Genomic DNA, 21,792 nt, shown 5'->3' with positions numbered 1-21,792 from the left:
CACTCCCGGATGGTTAGGGCAGCTTTGCCTAAGGCGTACCCGATCAGGGATTCCAGATCCACGATGGTGATGGAACTAGCACACTTACGCCACCACCGGGGTAATCAGCCTCGTCTTGACCGACCAGTCGGTATGCTGGTCGTCGATCAGAGGAGGTCGGCATGGCGCGGTTGGGCACGTCCGTCGAGGAACCGGTACGCCAGCGGTTGCTGTCGGCGGCGACGCGTCTGTTCGCCGACAAGGGCTTCGAGAGCACGTCCGTCCAGGAAATCGTAGCGGCCGCGGGCGTGACAAAAGGGGCCATGTACCACTATTTCGACTCCAAAGATGATCTTCTTCACGAGATCTACGGCCGGGTCCTCCGCATGCAGATGGACCGCCTGCGGCATTTCGCCGACGGTGAGGGAACCGTCGCGGAGCGCCTGCACGCCGCGGCGGCCGATGTGATCAACACCACAGTCGACAACCTCGACGATTCGAAGATCTTTTTCAGGTCGAACCACCAGCTGGCCCCCGACACCCGCAAGATCGTCCGGGCCGAGCGCCGCCGCTACCACGAGCGCTTCCGCGACCTCGTCCTCGAAGGCCAGGAGGAGGGCGTCTTCCGCGCCGACGTCCCGGCCGAGATGGTGGTCGACTTCTTCTTCGGCTCGGTCCACCACCTCGGCACCTGGTACCACCCCGACGGCCCGCTCACCGGCGACGAGGTCGGCCGCTACTTCGCCGACCTCCTCCTCAGGTCACTGACGCCTTCTAACTGACTTCTCCGTTACGGCTCCGCCCACCACGGCGCCGCCCGCCGCCCCCGGCCCGCGCCGAACCCGGCGCCGACCGGCCGCGCCCGCCGCGCGTCGCGACGGCTACTCCGGGGCCGGAAGCCCGACCAGCGGAGCCAGCGCGGTGCGGTGGTCGCCGGGGGTGCCGAAGGCGATCGCGTCGGCCTTGGCCCGCTTCAGATAGAGGTGAACGGGATGCTCCCAGGTCATCCCGATACCTCCGTGAAGCTGGAGGGCCTCCTCCGCCACCCGTACCGCGACCTCACCGCAGTGCGCCGCCGCGACCGCCACGGCCACCCGGGCGTCGGACCCCGAGGCGAGCTGGTCGGCGGCGTTCCGCGCCGCCGCCCGCGCCCCGGCGACCTCCAGCCAGAGATCGGCGAGCCGGTGCTTGAGCGCCTGGAACGACCCCACCGGCCGCGCGAACTGCCGCCGCTCCTTCAGGTAGGCCACCGTCGTGGTCAGGCACCACTCCGCGACGCCCACCTGCTCGGAGGCGAGCAGCCCGGCGGTGAACAGCAGCGCCTCCGGCACCGACCCGCCGTCGAGCACCACGGCCGGAGCCCCGTCGAAGGTGACGGTGGCCAGCGGCCGGGTCACGTCCAGGGAGACGACCGGCTCGACCCGCGCCCGCTCGGCCTCCACCACGGCCACCAGGCCGTCTTCGCCCGGCACCACGAACAGGTCGGCGCCCAGAGCGCCGGCCACCCCGGTGAACCGCCCGCTCACCCGCTCGTTCTCCAGGCTCACCGACGCCGGCCGCTTCCCGACGATGTCGGCGTCGACGGCGGCGGTCGTCACGTCCCGATAGGGCGAGGCGGCCAGCGACACGCACAGCGCCGCCGTCGCCTCCCCCGACGCCAGCCGCGCGATGTCGGCGTATCCGGCGTCCAGCAGCACCCGGGTCGCCAGCACCGACGACGTCAGGAACGGCACCGGCGTCACCGCCCGGCCCAGTTCCTCCAGCACCACCGCGACCTCGCGGGCGGAGGCCCCGGCTCCGCCCGAGGCCTCGGGCACCAGCAGCCCGGCCACGCCGATGTCGCGGGCCAGCCCGTTCCAGGCGGCGGCGTTGTCGCCCTCGGCGGCGGCGGGGGCCTTGTCGGCGAGGAGGTCGCGGACGGCGGTGCGCAGTTCCTCCTCGACCTCCGTGTAGAGCAGCGTCATCGAGGCAGGTCCTTCCACGGCACGGCGACGTCGGTTCGGGGTTCGGCCGGCAGCCCGAGCACCCGCTCGGCCACGATGTTGCGGAGGATCTCGGACGTGCCGCCCTCGATCGAGTTGCCCTTGGCGCGCAGGTAGCGGTAGCCCGCGCCACGGCCGAGGAAGTCGACCCCGTCGGCCCGCCGGAAGGTCCAGTCGTCGTAGGTCAGGCCGTCTTCGCGCAGGAACTCCACCTCCAGCGCCGAGACCTCCTGGTGGTGCCGGGCGAACAGCAGCTTCATGCCCGACCCCTCCGGGCCGGGGTGCCCGGCCAGGAGCTGTTCGCGCAGCCGCTGCCCGGTCAGCCGCATCACCTCGCCCTGCACCCACAGGTCCAGGGCGCGCCGGTGCAGGTCGTGGGTGCGCAGCTCGGGGTGGGCCTGCCAGTCCTCGGTGAACAGGCCCATCATCGTGCGGCGCGGCGATCCGGCGGAGCCGATGGCGACGCGCTCGTTCATCAGCGTCGTCTGGGCCACCCGCCAGCCGTCGCCGACCTCGCCGAGCCGCAGGTCGTCGCCGAGCCGGACGCCGGTCAGGAAGACCTCGTTGAACTCGGCCTCGCCGGTGATCTGGCGCAGCGGCCTGACCTCGACGCCGGGGTCCTCCATGTCACAGACGAAGTAGGTCAGCCCACGGTGTTTGGGCAGGTCGGGGTCGTGCCGGGCGACGAGGATGCCCCAGCGGGCCAGGTGGGCGCTGGACGTCCAGACCTTCTGGCCGTCGACGACCCAGTCGTCGCCGTCGCGGACCGCCCTGGTCGCCAGGCTCGCCAGGTCGGAACCGGCGCCGGGCTCGGAGAAGAGCTGGCACCAGACCTCCTCGCCGGTCCAGAGCGGGCGCAGGAAGCGCTTCTTCTGCTCGTCGGTGCCGTAGGCGAGGATCGTCGGGGCGGCCATGCCGAGGCCGATGCCGATCCGGCTGGGGTTGTTGTCGGGCGTGCCCCGGAAGAGCTGCTCGACCAGCCCCTGCAGGTCGCGCGGGGCGTCCAGGCCGCCCAGTCCCTCGGGAAAGTGCACCCAGGCCAGCCCGGCGTCGAACCTGGCCCGCAGCCAGTCGAGCGGGCTCATCGAAGCCGGGTCGTGCCCGGCCAGGAACGCCTCCGCGCGCTGCCTGACCGTCGTCGCGTCCACCACGTGATCCCCTTGTCTGCGTGCCGTTCCAAGCGAGACGCGGACGGCCGAAGGCCGGCCGTGGCTCGCGCCCGTGAATCTGCCTCAGGGAAGCAGTACCGCACCGGGTCCTTGATCCGGTATCGGTGGAATCACGTGTGCTTCTTCAGCTCCCGGTAGGCCAGGGAGCGCTTGTGGACCTCGTCGGGGCCGTCGGCGAAGCGCAGGCTGCGGGCGCCCGCCCACAGCGCGGCCAGCGGGAAGTCCTGGCTGACGCCGCCCGCGCCGTGGACCTGGACGGCCTTGTCGAGGATCCACTCGACGGTGACCGGTGTCGCGATCTTGATGGCCTGGATCTCGGCGTGCGCGCCCTGGTTGCCCACGGTGTCCATCAGCCAGGCCGTCTTCAGCACCAGCAGCCGGAGCTGCTCGACCTTCACCCGCGACTCGGCGATCCAATCTTGGACGACGCCCTGCTGCGCCACCGGCTTCCCGAAGGTCGTGCGGGCCAGGGCGCGCCGGCACATCATCTCGATGGCCCGTTCGGCCATCCCGATCAGGCGCATGCAATGGTGGATGCGGCCGGGCCCGAGGCGGGCCTGGGCGATGGCGAAGCCGCCGCCCTCCTCGCCGATGAGGTTGGCCGCCGGAACCCGGACGTCCTCGAAGAGGATCTCGGCGTGGCCGCCGTGGTCGTTGTCGGTGTAGCCGAAGACCGACATGCCGCGTTTGACGGTCAGGCCCGGGGTGTCGCGCGGGACGAGGATCTGGCTCTGCTGGCGGTGCTTGGGCGCCTCGGGGTCGGTCTTGCCCATCACGATGAAGACCGCGCAGTTCGGGTTCATCGCGCCGGTGATGAACCACTTGCGGCCGTTGATCACGTATTCGTCGCCGTCGCGGACGATCGAGGTGGCGATGTTGGTGGCGTCGGAGGAGGCCACGTCGGGCTCGGTCATCGCGAAGGCCGAGCGGATCTCGCCGTTCAGCAGCGGTTCGAGCCAGCGCTTCTTCTGGTCGTCGGTGCCGAACTGGTGGAGCACCTCCATGTTCCCCGTGTCGGGGGCGGCGCAGTTGGTCGCGACCGGGGCGATGGCCGGGGACCGGCCCATGATCTCGGCGAGGGGGGCGTACTGGAGATTGGACAGGCCCTTCTCCGGGAGGAACAGGTTCCACAGACCGCGTCTCCTGGCCTCGGCCTTGAGTCCGTCGAGCACCGGCGGCGCGCTCCAGCCCCCCGCGGCGGCCTGCTCCTCGAAGACCGGCTCGGCCGGGTAGACGTGCTCGGCCATGAACGCCTCCAGGCGTTCGCGATAGCCGTTCGTCGTCGCGTCGAAGGCGAAATCCATGGTCAGACCTCCCGAAGGCCGCGCTCGACCAGCGGCGCGACGATGTCCCCGATGTCGGCGAAGCCCGCGCCGACCGTCAGGCCCTGGGTGAAGCGGAAGTGGATGCCCTCGGTGATGACGGCGAGCTTGAAGCAGGCCAGGCCGACGTACCAGCCCAGCCGCGACACGTCGCGGCCCGATTCCGAGGCGTAGCGGGCGGCCAGCGCGGCGACGTCGACCTCACCGCCGAGATCGAGCCCGCCGACGTCGAGATGGGGGAAGTCGGAGTAGAGCAGGAACAGCGCCACGTCGGTGAGCGGGTCGCCGAGGGTCGACATCTCCCAGTCGAGCACCGCCCGCACCCGCCCGTCGCGGATGAGCGTGTTGCCGAGCTTGAAGTCGCCGTGGACGATCGCCGGCGCCCCCGACACCGGCACGTCCCCGGCCAGCCGGGCGAACAGCTCGTCGATCCCGGCGACCTCGCGGCTGCGGGAGGCGTCGAGCTGCCGCTTCCAGCGCTTGACCTGCCGGTCGAGGAACCCCTCGGGCCGCCCGAAGTCGCCCAGGCCCACGGCGGCCGGGTCGATCACGTGGAGCCGCGCCAGCACCCCGGCCAGGTGGTCCCCCACCTCGGGGGTGAGACGGGTGGGCGCGCCCTCGACGTGCTCCATGACGTAGAAGGGCGCGCCGACCACCTCGACGTCGTCGCAGAAGTGGTACATGCGCGGCACCGGCACGTCGGTGTCCCGCAGCGCGCCCATCACCCGGAACTCCCGGCCCATGTCGTGGGCGGTGGCCAGCACGTGGCCGAGCGGCGGGCGGCGCACCACGACGGTGCGGTCGGCGTCGCGGACGACGTAGGTGAGGTTCGACCTGCCGCCCTCGATCAGCTCGGCGGTCAGGGGGCCGTGGGTGACCCCGGCCTCGGAGAGGCGGGCGGCGAGACGGTCGAGGTCGAGTCCGGGCACTGTCACAGCTCGCGAGCATACCGACCAGCCGGTATGAGTGTCGACGGAGGGTCCCCGCGTCCGGAGGGGTGACAGAGGTCAACACGAGGACTTTTCTGGATATATCAGGACATGTAGATATCGAGTACCGGCACTTCGGCCCGCCCGGCCCGCGACCCTAGGGTGACCCCCCATGGAACCGACGTTCTTCGAAACCCCCGACGAGCTGTACGCCTGGCTGGCCGCCCACCACGCCACCGAGAAGGAGCTGTGGGTCGGCTTCCACAAACGCGCCACCGGCCTGCCGGGCCTGACCTGGCCCGAGTCGGTCGACCAGGCACTCTGCTTCGGCTGGATCGACGGCGTGCGCAAGAGCCTCGGCCCCGAGTCCTACGTCATCCGCTTCACCCCCAGGAAGCCCCGCAGCACGTGGAGCTCGGTGAACATCAACCGCATCCGCGAGCTGATCGAGCTGGGCGTCGTCCACGAGGCGGGCGTGGCCGCCTTCGAGGCCCGCAGTGAGGACCGTTCCGAGATCTACTCCTACGAGCAGCGCCAGGCCGCCGAGCTCCCCGAGGAGTACGCCGCCCGGTTCCAGGAGGACAAGGCCGCGTGGGACTGGTTCGAGGGCCAGGCCCCCTGGTACCGCCGGACCGCCATCTACTGGGTCATCAGCGCCAAGAAGGAGGAGACCCGGCTGCGCCGCCTGGCCACCCTGATCGAGGACTCGGCGGCCGGCCGCCGGATCAAGTCGGTGACGCGTCCCTGAACACCGCCGACAGGTATTCGGTGAACGCGGCCCGCAGGTCGTCGAGCGTGGGCGTGCCCCCCGCCCCGACGACGGCGTCGAACAGCAGCCCCTCGGTGAACGCGACGAGCTGGCGGCCCTGCCGGGCCGGGTCGGAGGTCCCGGCGGCGGCGAACATGGCGACGGTCGGCTCGCGGTAACGGCGCCCGATGTCGTCGTAGACGGCGCGCAGTTCCGGCCGCCGGGTGGCCTCCAGCGCCAGTTCGTAGCGGGCGATGCTGCGCCGCCGGTCGGGCCCGATCATCTTGCAGGTCGAGACCGCCAGCAGCTCGATCATGGCCTCCTGCCGGTCGGCGGGCAGCGGCCGGGTCAGCAGCTCGCCGAAGTGCTCGTCCTCCAGCTCGGTCAGCCGGGCCAGCGCGAGCTCCAGCAGCGCGGCGCGGCTGCGGGCCAGGTTGGACGTCGACCCGGGCGGCAGCCCGGCCGCCGCGTCGACCGCGCGGTGGGTCAGCCCGCGCAGGCCCAGGTCGGCCAGGATCTCGATCGCCGCGTCCCCGATGCGCCGCACTCGGTCAGTACTCACTCGCGCAGACTACACATGTAGTGTTAGCCTCGGCGTACTACAGATGTAGTTTCCTCCCAAGGAGCAGGACATGAGACACGCCGTGGTCGTCGGGGCCGGGATCGGCGGGCTCACCGCCGCCGCCGCGCTGAGTCAGCGGGGCTGGGCGGTGACCGTGCTGGAGCGGGCCGCCTCGATCGAGCCGGTCGGCGCGGGCCTGGCGATGGCGCCCAACGCGCTGCGCGCGCTCGACGTGATCGGGGTGGGCGACCCGGTCAGGAAGCTGGCGGCGTTCCAGGGCTCGGGCGGCATCAGGACCAAGAGCGGGAAGTGGCTGTCACGCACCAGCGCCGAGGCCGCCGAGCAGCGCTACGGCGACCCGACCGTGCTCCTCCACCGGGCCGAGATCGTCGGCCTGCTCGCGGAGAAGGTCCCCGGCATCGAGCTCGGCACGCTCGTGGAGTCGGCCTCCGAGGACGGCGTGGTGGTGACGTCGAAGGGTGAACTGCGGGCCGATCTGGTGGTGGCCGCCGACGGCATCCGCTCGCGGATCAGGCAGGCGCTGTTCCCGGCGCTGCCCGCCCCGGTCTACGCGGGGGTGACGAGCTGGCGCTTCATCGCCGACGGCACCGCCCAGCCGTCGGAGTCGTGGGGCGACGGCCAGGTCTTCGGGGTGATGCCGCTGGCCAGGAAGAAGATCTACGGCTACGCCACCGCCCCCGCCCCGCCGGGCGGCGCGTCGCCCGACGAACTGGCCGACCTGACACGGCTGTTCGCCGGCTGGCACGACCCCATCCCGGCGCTGCTCGACCGCACCGACCCGGCCAAGGTGATCCGCACCGACATCCACAGCCTGGAGACCCTCCCCCCGGCCTTCCACCGGGGGAAGGTGGCGCTGCTCGGCGACGCCGCCCACGCCATGACCCCGAACCTGGGCCAGGGGGCCTGCCAGGCGATCGAGGACGCGGTCACTTTGGCGTACACACCGGATCTGAGCGCCTACTCGGCGGCGCGGCTGCCGCGCACGACGCCGATCGTGAAGCGGTCGCGGACCATCGCCCGGATGACGTCGTGGCGCAACCCGGTCGTGGTGGGGGCGCGGAACACGATGATCGGCCTGGCCGGGAGGCTCGGCACGACGGCGGCGCTGCGGCAGATGGACGCGGTCTTCGCGTGGGAGCCGCCGGTCAGACCGTGACGGCCTCTTTGACCTCTTCGATCGCGGGCTTGTGGTCCGGCGCCAACCGGCTCAGCGTGATCGTGCCCCAGACGAGGATCGCGGTGGCCATCAGCGCCGGGACGACCTGGCCCACCCCGGTCGGCAGCGGTTCGCCGAGCAGGACGGTCCCGGCGGTGATCGACGTGATGGGGTCGACGATCTGCACGGTCGCGTACGCGATGCCGAAGTAGCCGACCTCGTAGGACTTCTGCAGCAGCACGACGGCGGCGATCAGCAGCAGCGGGATCGCCAGGGCGAACCAGTGGAGTAAGTCGCCCCACGCGCCGTCGAAGTTGGCCCCCACCACTCGCACGAACGTCGACACGGTCGCGGTCACCGCGCCCGCGCCGATCGACATCCAGATGGCCTTGCCGGGCCCGGCGAAGAAGCGCGCGGACACGAAGCTCGCGGCGGCGATCAGGGCGACCACCAGGATCAGCCCGAGGCCCTCGCCGGTCGACATCGACGGGGTCGCGTTGTGGGCGGGGACCAGCAGCATCAGCCACAGCAGCCCGCCCGCGACGGCCGCCGAGCCGAGATACTCGCTGCGGTGGGCCCGGCGTCCGTGCAGCCAGGCGGCCAGCGGCACCGCGAACACGAGCGTGGCGACGCTGATGGGCTGCACGATGATGAGCGGCGCGAAGCTGAGCGCGACCGCGTGGAGACAGGCGCCGGTGAAGCTGATGGCGCCGCCGATCCACCAGCGCGGCCGGCGCACCAGCCGGAGGGTCGCGCCCTGGGCCACGGCCTCGAACTGCTGGAGGGCCGCCCCCAGCGCGTAACCGAGCGCACCCAGCAGGGCAATGGTGAACCCCAGCCAGCTCATGGGCATGCTCCGAGAAGTTCGAGGGTGGTGGTCACCCGATTCAGCTTAGGGACAATCACCTGTTCCCCGGGCCGAGTCTCCCATATCTACCAGAACGGCCATGGCCGCGTTCCGCCCATTCAGGGCGATGACGCTGCCGCCCGGGTGCGTGGCCGCGCCGCAAAGATAGACCCCCTCCATCGGTGTACGGGGGGTCAACCGCCGATCCCACATCTGGTCCGGCCGCACCTCGCCCTGGAAGATGTGCCCTCCGGTGAGCCCGACGCGCGCCTCGATGTCGGGCGGGCCGAGCACCTCGTAGTGGGCCAGGCAGTCGGCGAAGTCGGGGGCGTACCGGCTGATGAGGTCGATGAACTGGTGGGCCACCTCGTCGCGGCGGGCCTCCCAGCCGCCCTTGAGGGCGTAGGGGGCGTACTGCCCGAAGACGCTCATCAGACCGTCCTGCACGTAGATCTCCCCGAACCCCACCGCCGGTTCGCCGGCCTGGCAGCGTCCGAAGGCGCGCTGGGCCTCGTCGAGACCGGTGGTCACGTCGACCACACCGCCCGCCATGAACGTCTCGCCGGGGGCGGCCGTCCAGGTGGGGAGCCTCTTCAGGGCGGCGTTGAACTTGACGACCGGGCTGCGGACGTCCCACTCGGCGATCCGCAGCCGGTAGTCGTCGGGCGCGTCGGCGACCATGGTCATCAGGCGCTTGGGGTCGGCGTTGGAGACCACGGCGGTGGCGGCGATGAACGTGCCGTCGTCGAGGCAGACCCCCTCGCCGGGGATCACCTGGGCGACCGGCACCCCGGCGGCCAGCACCGCGCCGGCCTCGCGGGCGGCGTCGGCGATGGCGAAGCTGACCATCCCCATGCCGCCCCTCACGTAGCCCCAGACCGCGCCGACGCCGTCGAGCTCGCCGATGAAGTGCATCAGCTTGACGGCCGCCGTGCCGGGATCGCGCGGCCCGGCGTAGGTGCCGATGATCCCCTGGCCGAACAGGGCGTCCTTGAGGCGCTGGTCGGTGACGAAGTCGTCGATCACGTCGGCGATCGAGGCGTGGAACAGGACGTCGGACATATAGGTGTCGCCCAGGAGCGCGTCGAGCTCCTCGCGGGAGGGCGAGTCGCCCGACCAGGTGTCGCGGGCGCCCTTGCGGAGCCTGATCCGCATCTGGTCGAACAGCTCCTCGTAGGCGAAGTAGCCGTCGATCTCCTTGCGCGGCAGGCCGAGCTCGCCGAGCGCCCGGAGGGTGCGGTCGTGGTCGAGCCACTGGGCGAAGGCGGTGCCGTCGTCGTAGGGGATCCAGAGCTGGGGGTCGGCCAGGGTGAAATCGAGGCCGCGATCTTTCAGGCCGAGTTCGCGGATGACCGTCTCGTCGAGGAGGCCGACGACGTAGGCGCAGGGGCTCACGACGTACCGGGGATCCTCGAACGGGCGCTCCAAGGTGCAGGCCCCGCCGAGCCGCTGCCGGGCCTCCAGCACCAGGACCGATTTGCCGGCTCTGGCCAGGTAGGCGGCGCATGTCAGGCCGTTGTGGCCGCCGCCGACCACGACCACGTCCCAGCGGCGACTCGCCAGGGCTTTCACGGGTTCGGGGAGCCCCACCTGGCCGAGCTGGGCGGCGATCTCGTTCATCCCCCAACACTGACTGGATAACCAGTCAAAGCGCAAGGGCCACCCTTGGGTCTAGCATCGGTCATTCCGGGGTTTTTCCTACGGGACGCCCTGGAACGACCTACTCGTGTAGCGCGTTGGAGCGGGCGTGGCCTCTCTGTCCCAGATGATCCGGCGTTTCCTGGAGAAGCCCGGCAGCGTCGACATCGCGCCCTTCGCGCGGACCGTCACCGCCGCCGGGGCGCTCGCCGACCGCGCGCGCGACCTCTCCCTGGAGGAGTTGCGCGAGATGGCCGCCGCGAACGTCGGCTCGGCCGAGTTCTGCGCGGCGGTCCGCGAGGTCGCCGACCGCACCCTCGGTGAACGCCCGTTCGACGTCCAGCTCGTCGGCACGCTCGCGATGCTGTCGGGCAACGTCGTCGAGATGGCCACCGGTGAGGGCAAGACCCTCGCGGGCGCGCTGGCGGCGGCGGGGTTCGCGCTGCGCGGCAAGTCGGTGCACGCCATCTCGGTCAACGACTACCTGGCCCGCCGCGACGCCGAGTGGATGGCGCCGTTCTACACGGCGATGAACCTGACGGTCGGGTGGATCGCCGAGGCGTCCACGGCCGAGGAGCGCCGCGCCGCCTACGCCTGCGACATCACCTACGCCAACGTCAGCGAGATCGGCTTCGACCTGCTGCGCGACCGCCTGGCCACCGACCCCGACGCGACCGTCCAGCCGGTCCCCCAGGTCGTCCTGGTCGACGAGGCCGACTCGGTGCTCGTCGACGAGGCCCGGGTGCCGCTGGTGCTGGCCGGGGCGACCGACGCGGGCGCGGCGGTCCCCGAGATGGCCGCGCTGGTCCGCCGCCTGTCGCGCGGCTACCACTTCGAGCTCGACGACGAGGGCCGCAACGTCTTCCTGACCGCCAAGGGCACCGACACGGTCGAGAGCGCCCTCGGCATCTCCCTGTACGACCACCCTGGCACCGTCACCGAGGTCAACCTCGCCCTCCACGCCCACGCGCTGCTGGTCCGCGACGTCGACTACATCGTCCGCGACGGCCGGGTGCAGCTGGTGAACCCCTCGCGCGGCCGGGTCGCCCAGCTCCAGCGCTGGCCCGACGGCCTCCAGGCGGCGGTGGAGGCCAAGGAGAAGCTGGCCCCCTCCGACACCGGCGAGATCCTCGACTCGATCACCATCCAGGGCCTGCTGACCCGCTATCCCGAGATCTGCGGGATGACCGGCACCGCCGTGGCCGTCGGCGAGAACCTGCGCGAGTTCTACCAGCTCAAGGTCGCCGTGATCGCACCCAACCGCCCGTTCGTCCGGGTCGACGAGCCCGACCGCGTCTACCCGTCGCTGATCGACAAGGAACTGGCCCTGGCCGACGAGATCGTCGCCCAGCACCGGACCGGCCGCCCCATCCTGATCGGCACGCTCGACGTGGCCGAGTCGGAGTCCCTCGCCAAGGAACTGCGCTCGCGGGGCCTGGAGCCGGTCGTGCTGAACGCCAAGAACGACGCAGAGGAGGCGGCCATCATCGCCAGGGCGGGCGAACTGGGCGCGCTCACGGTCTCCACCCAGATGGCCGGCCGGGGCACCGACATCCGCCTCGGCTCACCGGAGGTCGCCGAGCTCGGCGGCCTGCTGGTCATCGGCACCGGCCGCCACCCCTCCAGCCGCCTCGACGACCAGCTCCGCGGCCGCTCGGGCCGCCAGGGCGACCCCGGCAGGTCGGTCTTCTTCGTCAGCGGCGAAGACGACCTGCTCAAGGCCTACCTCCCGGACGAGACCCTCCCCAAGGCCGACAAGGACGGCCAGATCCGCGACAAGCAGGCCGCCTACCTGATCGGCCACGCGCAGCGGATCGCCGAGGGCGTCAACACCGAGATCCACCGCAACACCTGGCGCTACACCCGCGTCCTGGAGGAGCAGCGCACCCGCCTGCTGGAACACCGCGACCGCATCCTCTACGGCGACGCGGGCGCCGAGGCCCTCCGCGAGGCCCGCCCCGAGCGCTACCGGGAACTGGCCGAGCAGTCGTCGGAGGAGGCCGTCGCGTCGGCCGCCCGCCAGATCGTGCTGTTCCACCTCGACCGCTGCTGGACCGACCACCTGGGCTACCTCGCCGACCTGCGCGAGGGCATCCACCTGCGCGCGCTGGGCCGCCTGAGCCCGATCGACGAGTTCAACCGCGAGGCGCTCCCGGCCTACCGCAAACTCCTCGAAGAGATCGAGAAGCGCTCGACGGCCAGCTTCGACGCCCTGGACCTGTCCGAACCCCTGGCCGAACAGGGCATGAAGCGCCCCTCGGCGACCTGGACCTACCTGGTGTCGGAGAACCCGTTCGGCTCGGATTGGGACCGGGTGCTCCGACGCGTCTCGTCTGCTTTGCGCGGCCGCAAGAGAGGCTAGCGGAAGGGCGTGGCACATTCGGGACATGAGCGAACCGTCACACGAGATCTCTGAGCGTGATCCCCGCAACCGCCCGGCCGAGATCATGGACGATCTCGAGCGCGGCGAGCGGAACGTCGCCACCCGCGAGGGCCACCGCATCGGCGCACCGATTCCGACCCGTCACGAGCACCGGACGGTCTCCCGCGCCGACTTCGCCGCAGTCTCGCGCGGGATGCCTCGCCTCGACGACCGTGACTATCCCCGCGACATGGACGGCCACGTCGACGACGACCCGTTCGCGGAGTTCGTCCGGTGACCCATGGGCCTGCTCGCCCCGGACCTCCTCACCCGCGCCCGACCTGAACACCGCCCTAGGCGGTCGTGACGGAAGCCGACGTTCCTCCCACGGGGATCGCACCTCGCGGGCCATTCCCACCCCTGCTTGCTACGGCGACAGTCTGGTCGACAGCGCGACGCCGAGCGGCTCGGCTCGTCTCCGTGCGGCTGGCCGGGGTGTGAACGCGGGAAGGGCCCGAACCCCCGGCGGTTCGGGCCCTTCGTCGTATTCAGGCCGCGGTCTTTAGCGCCACGCGGTGAAGTGCCACTTGTTGGCGGTCGAATAGGTGCAGGACGATACGGACCAGCCGGCCGCCTTCACGGCGGACCTCCAGTAATTGCAGTTGCCCGAGTCGGGGTACCCGCCGTAGAACTTGCTTTCCGCGTGGGCCGTGCCTGACATGGAGAAAACCGCTCCGGCGATGGCGAGACCGACGAACGCCCTTTTCAGAACTTTCATGGTGTTGCCCTTCTGTGGATCCGTGCGAGAAAAGCCGCTACCCCATGATCCTCAACCGGATATCACCGCCACGCAAGACCGAAATTGAAATGGAACGGGCCATTTATTTACAGCGACCGCGCGTTCGAGTCCTTCGAATTAGGCGATTTATAATTCAACGATCCGCGCCCCCTGGGAGACGGGGCGCGGATCGCCGAACGGGGCCCGCTTCTTCCTTATGCCCCGGTCCTATGCCCTGTTCTTCTCGTGCCTGCCCTTCCTGGCCTGGACGATCAGGACACGCATGCCGACCGCGACCAGCGCGCAGGCCACCAGCCCGGAGGCGATGACCGGCACGGGCGCCTCCGGCCGGGGGGTCGTGGTGTCGGCGGCCACGTGGCTCGCCGACGGGATCGCGATGGTCTTCTCCGGCTGCGCCGCCGGGGCGGCGGCAATCTTCTTCTCGGGCGCGACGGGCGCGGCGGAGGTGATCGGGGCGGCCGACTCGGCGGGTTTGGCGGGGGCGGCCTTCTGCTGGGCGATCGGCGCCTCGTCGGGGGCGCAGACCACGTCCTCGGCGGCGGACAGTTTGAACTTGATGCGCGGTGTCTCCGAAGGGCCGCCGCTCTCGTTGTAGGCGCCCTCGGAGAAGGCGGCCGGGGCCCCCTTCCGGCCGAGGCCCTCGCCCCACTTGGTGATGACGTAGTCGATCTTGATGTGGCCCTGGCCGCCGATGCCCTCGACGGTCAGACTGCCGTCGTCGAAGGTGCCGCCGGTGAGGTCGGCGAAGGTCTTGCCGTCGAGGTCGAGCATGATGCCGCTGCCCGACGGCGAGCCCGGACCCCGGTCGCCGACGAAGAAGGGGGCCTTCTTGCCCTCGTACATGACGTAGCCTTCGGTGCCCATGGGCCAGCTCGGACTGGCCGCCAGTCCTTTCTGCATGGGCTTGCCCGACGCGGGGGCGCCGGTGTCTCCGTTGCGGCCCGAACCGTCGTCCCAGAAGTAGGACGCGGTGGTCGAACCCTCGTACACGGGATGGACGACCAGGTCGGGGACGCCGTAACCGGCGAAGTCGGCCGTGGGGCGGGTGACCCGCTGGACCGAGCCGTTGAGGGCCTCGATGGTGGTCACCTTGCCGCCGTGGACGGTCTCGACCACGCCGACCTGGCCGTGGTCCTTGAGGAAGGCGACCGCGCCGGGCTCGGGGTCGCTGGTCCAGGCGTCCTTGGACCTGAACCACTCGGCGTGGTCGGCGGAGGCGGCGAAGCTGCCGACCTGCTTGAGGACGCCGGCCGACTGACCGGCGTACGAGACGAACGTGTCGCACCAGGGGGCCGAGGCGAGCTGGGGGTCTTTGCCTCGGGCATACCAGGCGCCGTACTTGCTCTGCGTGCCCGCCTGCGCGGCGTAGCCCAGTTCCTGCCGGGCCGCGTCGAGCAGCGAGTCGGTGATGGGGGAAATGGGGGGAACTCCTTCGGTCACATTCGAGTAACCGGACATTAGGCCCCATTTACGACAAAGATGAAGAGACCGCCACGAAACTTTGCCTTGGGTTTACTGATCGCCGTACGCGGCAGAGGGGGTCCAGCCACGACGAAGGGACCTGAGATGACGACCTCGGAGACGGTGGGCGGGGCCGCCCGCAGGGCCGTGCAGCACCCCATGCTCGACAGGCTGGCGAAGGTGGGATTCGCCGCCAGGGGCGTGCTTTACGCGCTGATCGGCGTGATCGCGCTGCAGATCGCCTTCGGGGGATCCGGCGGTGAGGAGGCCGACAAGTCAGGCGCGATCCACATGGTGGCCGCACAGCCCTTCGGGTCGGTGCTGCTCTGGATCATGGCCATCGGCCTGACCGGCCTGGTGGTCTGGCAGATCGGTGAGGCGATCTGGGGACGTCCGAAGATGCGCGACCGGGTCGAGTCGATCGCCCGCGCCGTCGTGTACACCGCCCTGGTGATCTCCATCGTCGGCCTCCTGGTTAAGGGCAAGGAGGCGGCCAGCACCGACTCGCAGTCGCAGGACGCCACCCGCGCGCTGCTGGAGATGCCCGGCGGCCAGTTCCTCGTCGGCCTGCTCGCCCTGGGCGTGATGGCGCTCGGCGTCTACTGGATCCACGAGGGCTGGACCGAGAAGTTCATGAAGGACATGCACGTCACCGACCCGAAGGCGCGGACCACGGTCGTGCGTCTCGGCAAGGCCGGCTACATCTCCCGTGGCGTCGTCGCCATCGCGGCCGGCGTGCTGGTCGGGCAGGCGGCGCTGACCTTCGACCCGGACAAGGCGGCGGGCATCGACGACGCGCTCAAGTCGCTGTCGGAGACCCCGATGGGCCCGTGGCTGCTGGCCGCGGTGGCGATCGGCCTGATCCTCTTCGCGATCTACTGCTTCGCCGAGAGCCGCTGGCACCGCACCTGACGTACCGACAAGAAAGGGCCTCCCGACCGGCCGGCGGGAGGCCCTTTCGGCTGTGTCAGGCCTCTACCGGCGTCTCCTCCTTGGCCGGGGCGGGCTCCTCGGGAATCCGGCCGCGCCACAGGCCGAAGCCGATCAGGACCAGGGCGGCGAACAGGTAGCCGAGGGCTATCTGGCCGCCGACGTTCCAGCCGACCTTCTCGGCGTGGACCAGGCCGATGAACGACAGCAGCGCGCCGAACAGCGCGTAGCCCGCCGCCCAGAAGAAGTTCCGGTCGATGATGAACGCCACGATCGCGCCCAGGACCAGCCCCGCCAGGATCGCGCCGCCGCCGAGCAGCACCGTGCCGTGGTAGACCGTCCCGGCCGCGGCGATCTGGTCGGCCGTCACGGCCACGCCCGAGGCGGCGATGACGTTGTTCATCTGGGTGGCCGCCCACGAGGCGATGTTCGGGATGATGGCCATCACGACCGCCACGGCGTGGACGCGCGGCACCTCCTGGAACGCCTGGGCGCCGATGAGCAGGCCGATGTAGAGCAGGATCGGCACGATCGCCGGGGTCGGCAGCAGGGTCGCCAGCACGCTGAACAGGCCCAGGAAGCAGAACAGGGCGATGACGACGCCGCTGGCCAGCGAGTAGGACGTGCGGCCGCCCGCCGCCTTCCAGCCCGGGTGGCCGATGTAGACGGCCGGCGGGAACGGCGAGCCCAGGGCCGAGCCGACCACGGCCCCGGCGCCGTCGGCGATCAGGACGGCGCGCAGGTTGTACTTGTCACCGGCCACGGCGGCCGACTCGACGTTGGCCATGCCCTCGGTGAAGTTGTAGATGCCCAGCGGGATCGCCGTCGCCAGCAGTGGCGCGACCTCGCTCAGCCCGTTGACCAGCAGGTCGAGCTTGAGCGTGGGAAGGCCGATCGCGATGTCGCTGACGGCGGCGCCGACGGCGGCGGGCTCCATGTAGCCGCCGATCCAGCCGATGGCCGAGCCGACGAGCAGCGCCGCCAGGCCGATCGGGATGTTCCCGGGCAGCTTCAGGTCGGTGAAGAACCCGACCAGGATGATCACCAGGACCGGCAGGGCGATCCAGAGCGCCTCCCACATCTGCGCCGCCGGGCGCATCGAGATGAAGGCGATCGAGATGCCCGCCAGGGTGCCGAGCATGGCCGCCTGGGGGGTGTACTTCCGGATGACCGGCCCGATGAACGCGCCCAGCAGCACGATCAGGCCGATGATGAAGCACCAGGCCAGCCCGGCCTGCCAGGCCGCGATCGGGTCGTTGGTGGCCAGGTACGTCGGCAACATGATCACGAACACGACGATGAACATGTGCGGGACCGACGGACCGTAGGGCATCGCGCAGACGTCGAGGCGGTTCTCCTTCTTCGCCAGCCGGCGCGCCAGGTAGGTGTAGTAGACGTTGCCGATCAGCAGCTGGATGCCGAGGGCCGGCAGGATCACGCCGTACACGTCGCCGCCGGCGATGTGCACGACGCCGACGCACAGGGCCGTCAGGGTCAGCACGTTCACCAGGACGTTGAACCCGAGCCCGAAGAAGGCGTTCGTGTCGCCCGGCACCCACCGGGGGATCTTCACCGCTGGAGTCGTCATCTCACATCACCTCGATGAGCTTGTCGGAGGGCGTGACCCACCCGAAGATGCCGCCCTGGGCGGCGATCATGGCGAGTCCCGCTTCCTGGAACCCGTCGAAGTACGACCCCACGCAGTCGGACACGACGAGGCACTCGAAGCCCCGGTCGTTGGCCTCCCGCACGGTCGTGTGCACGCAGACCTCGGTCGTGACACCGGTCACGATGAGCGAGGTGACGCCCTTCTCGGCCAGCAGTTCGCCGAGGTTCGTGGCGTAGAAGGAGCCTTTGCCGGGCTTGTCGATGACCGGCTCGTCTCCGAGGGGCTTGAGGTCGTCGACGATGTCGTGACCGTACTCACCCCTGATGAGGATCCGGCCCTTCGGGCCGGGGTCCCCGATGCGCATCGACGGCGCGCCGCGGTTCAGCTTCGCGGGCGGGCAGTCGGACAGGTCGGGCAGGTGGCCCTCCCGCGTGTGGATGACCGGAAGCCCGGCCGCGCGGGCCGCGCCGAGCAGTCTGACCAGCGGCGGGATGACTTTCTGCAGCTTGCTGACGTCGTTGCCGAGTGTCTCGCCGAACCCGCCGGGCTCGACGAAGTCGCGCTGCATGTCGATGATCAGCAGCGCGGTGGACTCGGGGTGGAACGTGAACGGATAGGGGGACGCGTCGACAGTGGGCACGACCGGCTCCTCGGTGCTTCATGGCCGGTACGCCCCCCGACGCCGGACCGGCCGGGCGGTCCATTCGTCGATTGTCGACAGAATATGTATCCGCCACCGCCGCGCCGCGTTAACGGCCGGTTACCCGATATAGGTGCGGGCCCCGTGGGAGGCGAGGGCGGCCAGCACGGTCGGCGCGTCCTGGCTCACCACGGCGTCGAAGAGCTTCTTGTGGCGGCGCACGCCGTCGCCGGGGTCCCCCACGTGCTCGACCTCGCGCCGCAGGTTGGCGGCCATGTAGAGCTGGAGTTTGCGGATGACCGGCTGGTAGGCGAGCAGCAGCTGGCGCTGCCCGGCCAGGCCGACCATGGCGATGTGGAACCGGCAGTGGGCGTCGTTCTCCTCACGCAGGTCGCCTTTGCGGGCGGCGACGTCCATGGCCTCCAGCGCCGCCTCCAGCTCATGGACCGAGACGTCCGCGGAAAGGGGCGTGGAGAGCGCGACGGCGTATTGTTCGAGCACGTCGCGGAGCCCGAACAATTCGTCGACGTCACGCTCGGACAGTTGCGCCACCCGCACCCCGCGCCGGGGCAGATGCTCCACGAGCCCCTGCTCGTCGAGCAGCCGCAGAGCCTCGCGCAGCGGGGCCCGGCTGATGCCGAACCTCCGCGTGAGGGCCTCCTCGATCAGGCGCTCGCCCGGCTGGAGCGCGCCACTCAGGATGTCCTCGCGGAGCTGGTTCATCGACAGCTCGACGAGACTCGACGATTCGAGCACGCCACCTCCTCTTGCTCCAACTTTGGCAGATCAATCATGCGCTTCCGTGGGCACACCTTCCCACAGGTACTAAAAGGCACTTCTGTACCATTAGAGACACCTTTGGGGGAGGTAAAGCGTGATAACACGACTTATTGCCATTATGGGGCTTTTGTCATCACCAGCATCGGTGCCGGGAACCACACCCGTGCCGCCGGAACCGGCGTCCGTGACCACGCCGGTTCCGGTCGTCACTCCGGAACCCGAGCCCGAGCCCGCCCCCGAACCGCTCAAACTGCTGACGTTCAACGTCTGCGGCGGCCTCTGCCAGACCGGTTTCTCGCTGAACACGTGGACGTCGATCCTGCTCCGCCAGATCGAGGGCGCCGACGCCGTCTTCCTCCAAGAGGTGTGCGGGAAGCAGTTCGACGCGCTCCGCGCCCGCCTCGCCGGCAGCTACCACGCCGAATACGTCGTCACCGTCCGCGAGAACAGGTCGTGCAAGCGGAACTGGGGCGACCACCGCTTCGGCATCGCCGTCTTCGTCAAGGGCCCGGTCATCGACCGCGCCGTCTGGGCCCTCCCGAACCCCCGCCACGACGAACCCCGCGCCCTGCTCTGCGTGGACGCGGTCCTCACCTACCGCCCGACCCGCCTCTGCACGACCCACGTCGACTACAAGGGCCACAACCGGGAGATGCACGTCAACTACATCGACGCGGTCATCCGGGGATGGACGGGCCCGCTCATCATCGGCGGCGACCTCAACCTGAGCCCGGGGACGGCCCCGATCCGCAACCTCTACCGCCGCTTCCACGAGATCGACCCGATGGCCCGGGTGACCTTCCCCGAGCAGGACCTGAAAATCGACTACATCCTGCTGAGCGGCCACTTCACCCACCGCACGGCGAGCGGCGGCGGCTGGCTGCCCTGGCTGTCGGACCACCGGATCCTGCGCGGAACGGCGACGCGCGCGGATTTCTGAGGTCGTCCGGCAGGCATTCAGGGCTTGCCGGGCGGCTTCTCGATCGCGGCCAGTAACTCGGGCATCGACGACGACGGGTTGTCGTGGGGGAACTCGGTGCCCCCGGCGGCGTGGCGGGCGGCCAGGGCCCGCGCCCGCCTGACCGCCTTGTCCCGGTGTGCCAGATAGACCTGTGGATCGATGCTCTTGCCGGGTCGGCCGTCGAGCTTTCGGCTCTTTCTCTCGGCCTCGTCCGAGCTGAGGAATCCGGTCTGGTCTCGCAGGTGGAGAATGAGCCAGACCTCGAAGCACGGGTTGGAGACCGCCACTTTGACACCGTGCCGCCGAGCCAGGTCGAGAGCCTGCCGAAGATTGGGGTGGTTCTTCGGCCACTCCACGTCGAAGACGCACCAGCACTCGTCGACCTCGTCGTCGGCTTGACGTTCGACAGCGCGCTTGACCAGGGTCATCGGGACTCCCTGGTCGGGGTCGATCTCGATTTCGACGGCGGTGTTCTCCCGGACGTGCGGAAGGCGCTTCAGTCCCTTGATGTAGTCGGGTTCTGACGCCTCGCCTTCGCAGAAGACGACGATGGTCCTGCGTTCGGGGCGGTTCGCGACTTTACGCTGGAGATCTTTGGCCTTGGTGCGGCGGGGGGACATCGCTCGATCAGCCGATCAATCCCAGGGAACGCAGGAAATCGGTCCTGTCCACATCGGGAATCGCGCCGAACCTGCCGTGCAGGTAGGCCTTCTCGAGATTCTGCGACCGCCTCACCCGCTCTCCGGCGAACTCCGCCAGTGCTCCCAGCCTGGTGGCACCGTCTTCGCCCTTCTCGGTCAGCCACACCTCGTCACGGTTCAGATGGTTGAGCAGGCTCGTGTCATGGGACGTGAAGATGAGCTGTGCCCCCTCGGGGTTGGTCGCCGGATCGGCGAACAGGCGGATGAGCTGGGCGGACAGCGTGGGATGGAGGCTGGCGTCCAGTTCGTCGAGGACGAGCAGGCTGCCTGCCTCGAGCGCCGTCAAGATGGGGCCGATCAACCGGTACCAGGTCCGGGTTCCCTCCGACTCCGCGACGAGTTCGAGCAGCCCTCGCGTGCCACGGATGTTGTGAACCATGCGCACACGAGTTCGTTGCACCGGCAGATCCGCGACTCGATCCTGAGTTTCGACTTTGTCGATGACGACGTCCTCGATTCCCAGGTCGGCCAAGCGCAGTAATGCCAGAGCCCGTCCCCGCGTTTCCGGCTGAGACGCCGGTCTCGCACCGTCGAACCACGCCCCGGTGTTGGCCGGTCGGCGAAGCATCCGCGCACGCCGTCGCCAGGTCCCTATCGACTGCACGTCAAGCAGCTGCCGGGAGAAGTCACCGACGAGAGGCTCGTCGAATCGGCGGGCGATCGTCAGGACGAGAACCCTGTCGGTCAGCAGTTCCCGCGTCCCGGAGATCGCGCCGAGCCCCCGCTGCAGTTTCAGGGTCAGGCCTTCGCGCTCGAAAATCCGTCGGCGTTTCTTCTCGGGATAGTGGAACAGCGCCTCGTACACGACTTCTCGATCGTCGAGTTCGACGACGTACTCGAATCGAACACCCGATATCTCCATCTCGACGGTGAACTCCGAAGGGCGATCACCGCCGTCCAGGAAGGCGAAGCGCTCGATCGGGATGCTGTCGTCCCAGAAGCGAAGCGAGTCGGCCACCGCGTCCACCAGCCATTGCAGCGCCTCGATGACGTTGGTCTTGCCCGACGCGTTCGGCCCGTAGATCGCCGCGACCGGAAGCAGGCTCGCGCCCAGACTCGCCACCGGCCGGGCTTCGGGCCGGTCGACGTCGACGGCGACCATCGACAGCTCGGCCGGCTCCAGGATGGAGCGGAAGTTGGCCACCTCGAACCGGATGAGCATGGCATCCCCTTCCAGCAGTTCGACTGCAAGGATA

Annotated in this window: 21 protein-coding genes; 7 read left to right on the top strand and 14 right to left on the bottom strand. The window is 69.9% G+C overall.

The window, feature by feature from the left end; all coding sequences use genetic code 11:
- Positions 1–161: 161 nt before the first annotated feature.
- Positions 162–761, top strand: a complete 600-nt coding sequence (locus AW270_RS27055) for a TetR/AcrR family transcriptional regulator (protein WP_061298907.1) — start codon at positions 162–164, stop codon at positions 759–761.
- A gap of 99 nt (positions 762–860) precedes the next feature.
- Here AW270_RS27055 and AW270_RS27050 read toward each other — a convergent pair whose 3' ends face one another.
- From AW270_RS27050 to AW270_RS27035, 4 genes are all read right to left on the bottom strand, one after another.
- Entirely contained in the window at positions 861–1,943 is a 1,083-nt protein-coding gene (locus tag AW270_RS27050) for an acyl-CoA dehydrogenase family protein (protein WP_061298906.1), read from the bottom strand.
- On the bottom strand, positions 1,940–3,112 hold the full coding sequence (locus AW270_RS27045) for an acyl-CoA dehydrogenase family protein (RefSeq protein WP_061298905.1): 1,173 nt from the start codon (positions 3,110–3,112) through the stop codon (positions 1,940–1,942). Before AW270_RS27045 ends, AW270_RS27050 begins: the two co-directional genes overlap by 4 nt.
- A 128-nt stretch (positions 3,113–3,240) precedes the next feature.
- Complete coding sequence (locus tag AW270_RS27040; protein WP_061298904.1) at positions 3,241–4,434, bottom strand: acyl-CoA dehydrogenase family protein; 1,194 nt, start codon at positions 4,432–4,434, stop codon at positions 3,241–3,243.
- A 2-nt stretch (positions 4,435–4,436) separates the two neighbouring features.
- Entirely contained in the window at positions 4,437–5,387 is a 951-nt protein-coding gene (locus AW270_RS27035; RefSeq protein WP_061298903.1) for a phosphotransferase family protein, read from the bottom strand.
- Between the two features lie 166 nt (positions 5,388–5,553).
- Between AW270_RS27035 and AW270_RS27030 the strand changes: the two genes are divergently transcribed.
- Entirely contained in the window at positions 5,554–6,129 is a 576-nt protein-coding gene (locus AW270_RS27030) for a YdeI/OmpD-associated family protein (protein ID WP_061298902.1), read from the top strand.
- Here AW270_RS27030 and AW270_RS27025 read toward each other — a convergent pair.
- Complete coding sequence (locus AW270_RS27025) at positions 6,107–6,691, bottom strand: TetR/AcrR family transcriptional regulator (RefSeq protein WP_061298901.1); 585 nt, start codon at positions 6,689–6,691, stop codon at positions 6,107–6,109. The two genes, AW270_RS27030 and AW270_RS27025, sit on opposite strands and share 23 nt — an antisense overlap.
- A 70-nt stretch (positions 6,692–6,761) precedes the next feature.
- Here AW270_RS27025 and AW270_RS27020 point away from each other — a divergent pair, with 70 nt between their 5' ends.
- Positions 6,762–7,868 carry an FAD-dependent monooxygenase gene (locus tag AW270_RS27020; protein WP_061298900.1) on the top strand — a complete coding sequence of 369 codons (1,107 nt, stop codon included), beginning with the start codon at positions 6,762–6,764 and terminating at the stop codon, positions 7,866–7,868.
- Here the strand turns inward: AW270_RS27020 and AW270_RS27015 are convergent.
- Entirely contained in the window at positions 7,858–8,715 is an 858-nt protein-coding gene (locus AW270_RS27015; RefSeq protein WP_061298899.1) for a DMT family transporter, read from the bottom strand. The genes AW270_RS27020 and AW270_RS27015 overlap by 11 nt on opposite strands.
- A 45-nt stretch (positions 8,716–8,760) precedes the next feature.
- Positions 8,761–10,335: a phytoene desaturase family protein gene (locus AW270_RS27010; protein ID WP_061298898.1), complete on the bottom strand. Its 1,575-nt coding sequence runs from the start codon at positions 10,333–10,335 to the stop codon at positions 8,761–8,763.
- A 145-nt stretch (positions 10,336–10,480) separates the two neighbouring features.
- Here AW270_RS27010 and secA2 point away from each other — a divergent pair, with 145 nt between their 5' ends.
- Together secA2 and AW270_RS27000 are read left to right on the top strand one after the other, a co-directional pair.
- Positions 10,481–12,715, top strand: coding sequence for an accessory Sec system translocase SecA2 (gene secA2 / locus AW270_RS27005; protein ID WP_061299002.1), 2,235 nt, complete (start codon positions 10,481–10,483; stop codon positions 12,713–12,715).
- Positions 12,716–12,740: 25 nt separating this feature from the next.
- Positions 12,741–13,013, top strand: a complete 273-nt coding sequence (locus tag AW270_RS27000) for a hypothetical protein (protein ID WP_061298897.1) — start codon at positions 12,741–12,743, stop codon at positions 13,011–13,013.
- A 264-nt stretch (positions 13,014–13,277) separates the two neighbouring features.
- Here AW270_RS27000 and AW270_RS39100 read toward each other — a convergent pair whose 3' ends face one another.
- Positions 13,278–13,493 (bottom strand): hypothetical protein, encoded by a 216-nt coding sequence (locus AW270_RS39100; RefSeq protein ID WP_157522711.1) that lies wholly within the window; start codon positions 13,491–13,493, stop codon positions 13,278–13,280.
- Positions 13,494–13,721: 228 nt separating this feature from the next.
- Positions 13,722–14,954, bottom strand: coding sequence for a CHAP domain-containing protein (locus AW270_RS42295; protein ID WP_439649077.1), 1,233 nt, complete (start codon positions 14,952–14,954; stop codon positions 13,722–13,724).
- Positions 14,955–15,080: 126 nt separating this feature from the next.
- Here AW270_RS42295 and AW270_RS26990 point away from each other — a divergent pair, with 126 nt between their 5' ends.
- Positions 15,081–15,887 (top strand): DUF1206 domain-containing protein, encoded by an 807-nt coding sequence (locus AW270_RS26990; protein ID WP_061298896.1) that lies wholly within the window; start codon positions 15,081–15,083, stop codon positions 15,885–15,887.
- A 55-nt stretch (positions 15,888–15,942) separates the two neighbouring features.
- Here the strand turns inward: AW270_RS26990 and AW270_RS26985 are convergent, their stop codons facing one another.
- The 3 genes from AW270_RS26985 to AW270_RS26975 all read right to left on the bottom strand — a co-directional run bounded on the left by AW270_RS26985 (position 15,943) and on the right by AW270_RS26975 (position 18,910).
- Complete coding sequence (locus AW270_RS26985; RefSeq protein ID WP_061298895.1) at positions 15,943–17,493, bottom strand: hypothetical protein; 1,551 nt, start codon at positions 17,491–17,493, stop codon at positions 15,943–15,945.
- A gap of 1 nt (position 17,494) precedes the next feature.
- Entirely contained in the window at positions 17,495–18,154 is a 660-nt protein-coding gene (locus AW270_RS26980) for a cysteine hydrolase family protein (protein WP_061298894.1), read from the bottom strand.
- Between the two features lie 120 nt (positions 18,155–18,274).
- Positions 18,275–18,910 (bottom strand): GntR family transcriptional regulator, encoded by a 636-nt coding sequence (locus AW270_RS26975; protein WP_218009357.1) that lies wholly within the window; start codon positions 18,908–18,910, stop codon positions 18,275–18,277.
- A gap of 208 nt (positions 18,911–19,118) precedes the next feature.
- On the opposite strand from AW270_RS26975, the gene AW270_RS26970 reads away from it, so the two are divergent.
- Positions 19,119–19,874 (top strand): endonuclease/exonuclease/phosphatase family protein, encoded by a 756-nt coding sequence (locus AW270_RS26970; protein ID WP_169807385.1) that lies wholly within the window; start codon positions 19,119–19,121, stop codon positions 19,872–19,874.
- A gap of 17 nt (positions 19,875–19,891) precedes the next feature.
- Here the strand turns inward: AW270_RS26970 and AW270_RS26965 are convergent, their stop codons facing one another.
- Positions 19,892–20,515 carry an RloB family protein gene (locus AW270_RS26965; RefSeq protein WP_061298892.1) on the bottom strand — a complete coding sequence of 208 codons (624 nt, stop codon included), beginning with the start codon at positions 20,513–20,515 and terminating at the stop codon, positions 19,892–19,894.
- A 7-nt stretch (positions 20,516–20,522) separates the two neighbouring features.
- Entirely contained in the window at positions 20,523–21,758 is a 1,236-nt protein-coding gene (locus AW270_RS26960; protein ID WP_061298891.1) for an AAA family ATPase, read from the bottom strand.
- Positions 21,759–21,792: the final 34 nt, after the last annotated feature.

This window comes from Herbidospora cretacea (genome assembly GCF_001570605.1).
GTDB lineage: Bacteria > Actinomycetota > Actinomycetes > Streptosporangiales > Streptosporangiaceae > Herbidospora > Herbidospora cretacea.
The sequence above is the reverse complement of the archived record's forward strand: the minus strand, read 5'-3'. Positions and strand labels throughout refer to the sequence as shown.

What these genes read in the sequence shown, in the direction of transcription:
- AW270_RS26960 (WP_061298891.1), bottom strand. Translation starts at nt 21,758, where the DNA reads ATGCTCATCCGGTTCGAGGTGGCCAACTTCCGCTCCATCCTGGAGCCG.
- AW270_RS27015 (WP_061298899.1), bottom strand. Translation starts at nt 8,715, where the DNA reads ATGAGCTGGCTGGGGTTCACCATTGCCCTGCTGGGTGCGCTCGGTTAC.
- AW270_RS27040 (WP_061298904.1), bottom strand. Translation starts at nt 4,434, where the DNA reads ATGGATTTCGCCTTCGACGCGACGACGAACGGCTATCGCGAACGCCTG.
- AW270_RS27000 (WP_061298897.1), top strand. Translation starts at nt 12,741, where the DNA reads ATGAGCGAACCGTCACACGAGATCTCTGAGCGTGATCCCCGCAACCGC.
- AW270_RS27055 (WP_061298907.1), top strand. Translation starts at nt 162, where the DNA reads ATGGCGCGGTTGGGCACGTCCGTCGAGGAACCGGTACGCCAGCGGTTG.
- AW270_RS27020 (WP_061298900.1), top strand. Translation starts at nt 6,762, where the DNA reads ATGAGACACGCCGTGGTCGTCGGGGCCGGGATCGGCGGGCTCACCGCC.
- AW270_RS27010 (WP_061298898.1), bottom strand. Translation starts at nt 10,335, where the DNA reads ATGAACGAGATCGCCGCCCAGCTCGGCCAGGTGGGGCTCCCCGAACCC.
- AW270_RS26965 (WP_061298892.1), bottom strand. Translation starts at nt 20,515, where the DNA reads ATGTCCCCCCGCCGCACCAAGGCCAAAGATCTCCAGCGTAAAGTCGCG.
- AW270_RS26985 (WP_061298895.1), bottom strand. Translation starts at nt 17,493, where the DNA reads ATGACGACTCCAGCGGTGAAGATCCCCCGGTGGGTGCCGGGCGACACG.
- AW270_RS39100 (WP_157522711.1), bottom strand. Translation starts at nt 13,493, where the DNA reads ATGAAAGTTCTGAAAAGGGCGTTCGTCGGTCTCGCCATCGCCGGAGCG.
- AW270_RS27050 (WP_061298906.1), bottom strand. Translation starts at nt 1,943, where the DNA reads ATGACGCTGCTCTACACGGAGGTCGAGGAGGAACTGCGCACCGCCGTC.
- AW270_RS27030 (WP_061298902.1), top strand. Translation starts at nt 5,554, where the DNA reads ATGGAACCGACGTTCTTCGAAACCCCCGACGAGCTGTACGCCTGGCTG.
- secA2 (WP_061299002.1), top strand. Translation starts at nt 10,481, where the DNA reads ATGATCCGGCGTTTCCTGGAGAAGCCCGGCAGCGTCGACATCGCGCCC.
- AW270_RS26990 (WP_061298896.1), top strand. Translation starts at nt 15,081, where the DNA reads ATGACGACCTCGGAGACGGTGGGCGGGGCCGCCCGCAGGGCCGTGCAG.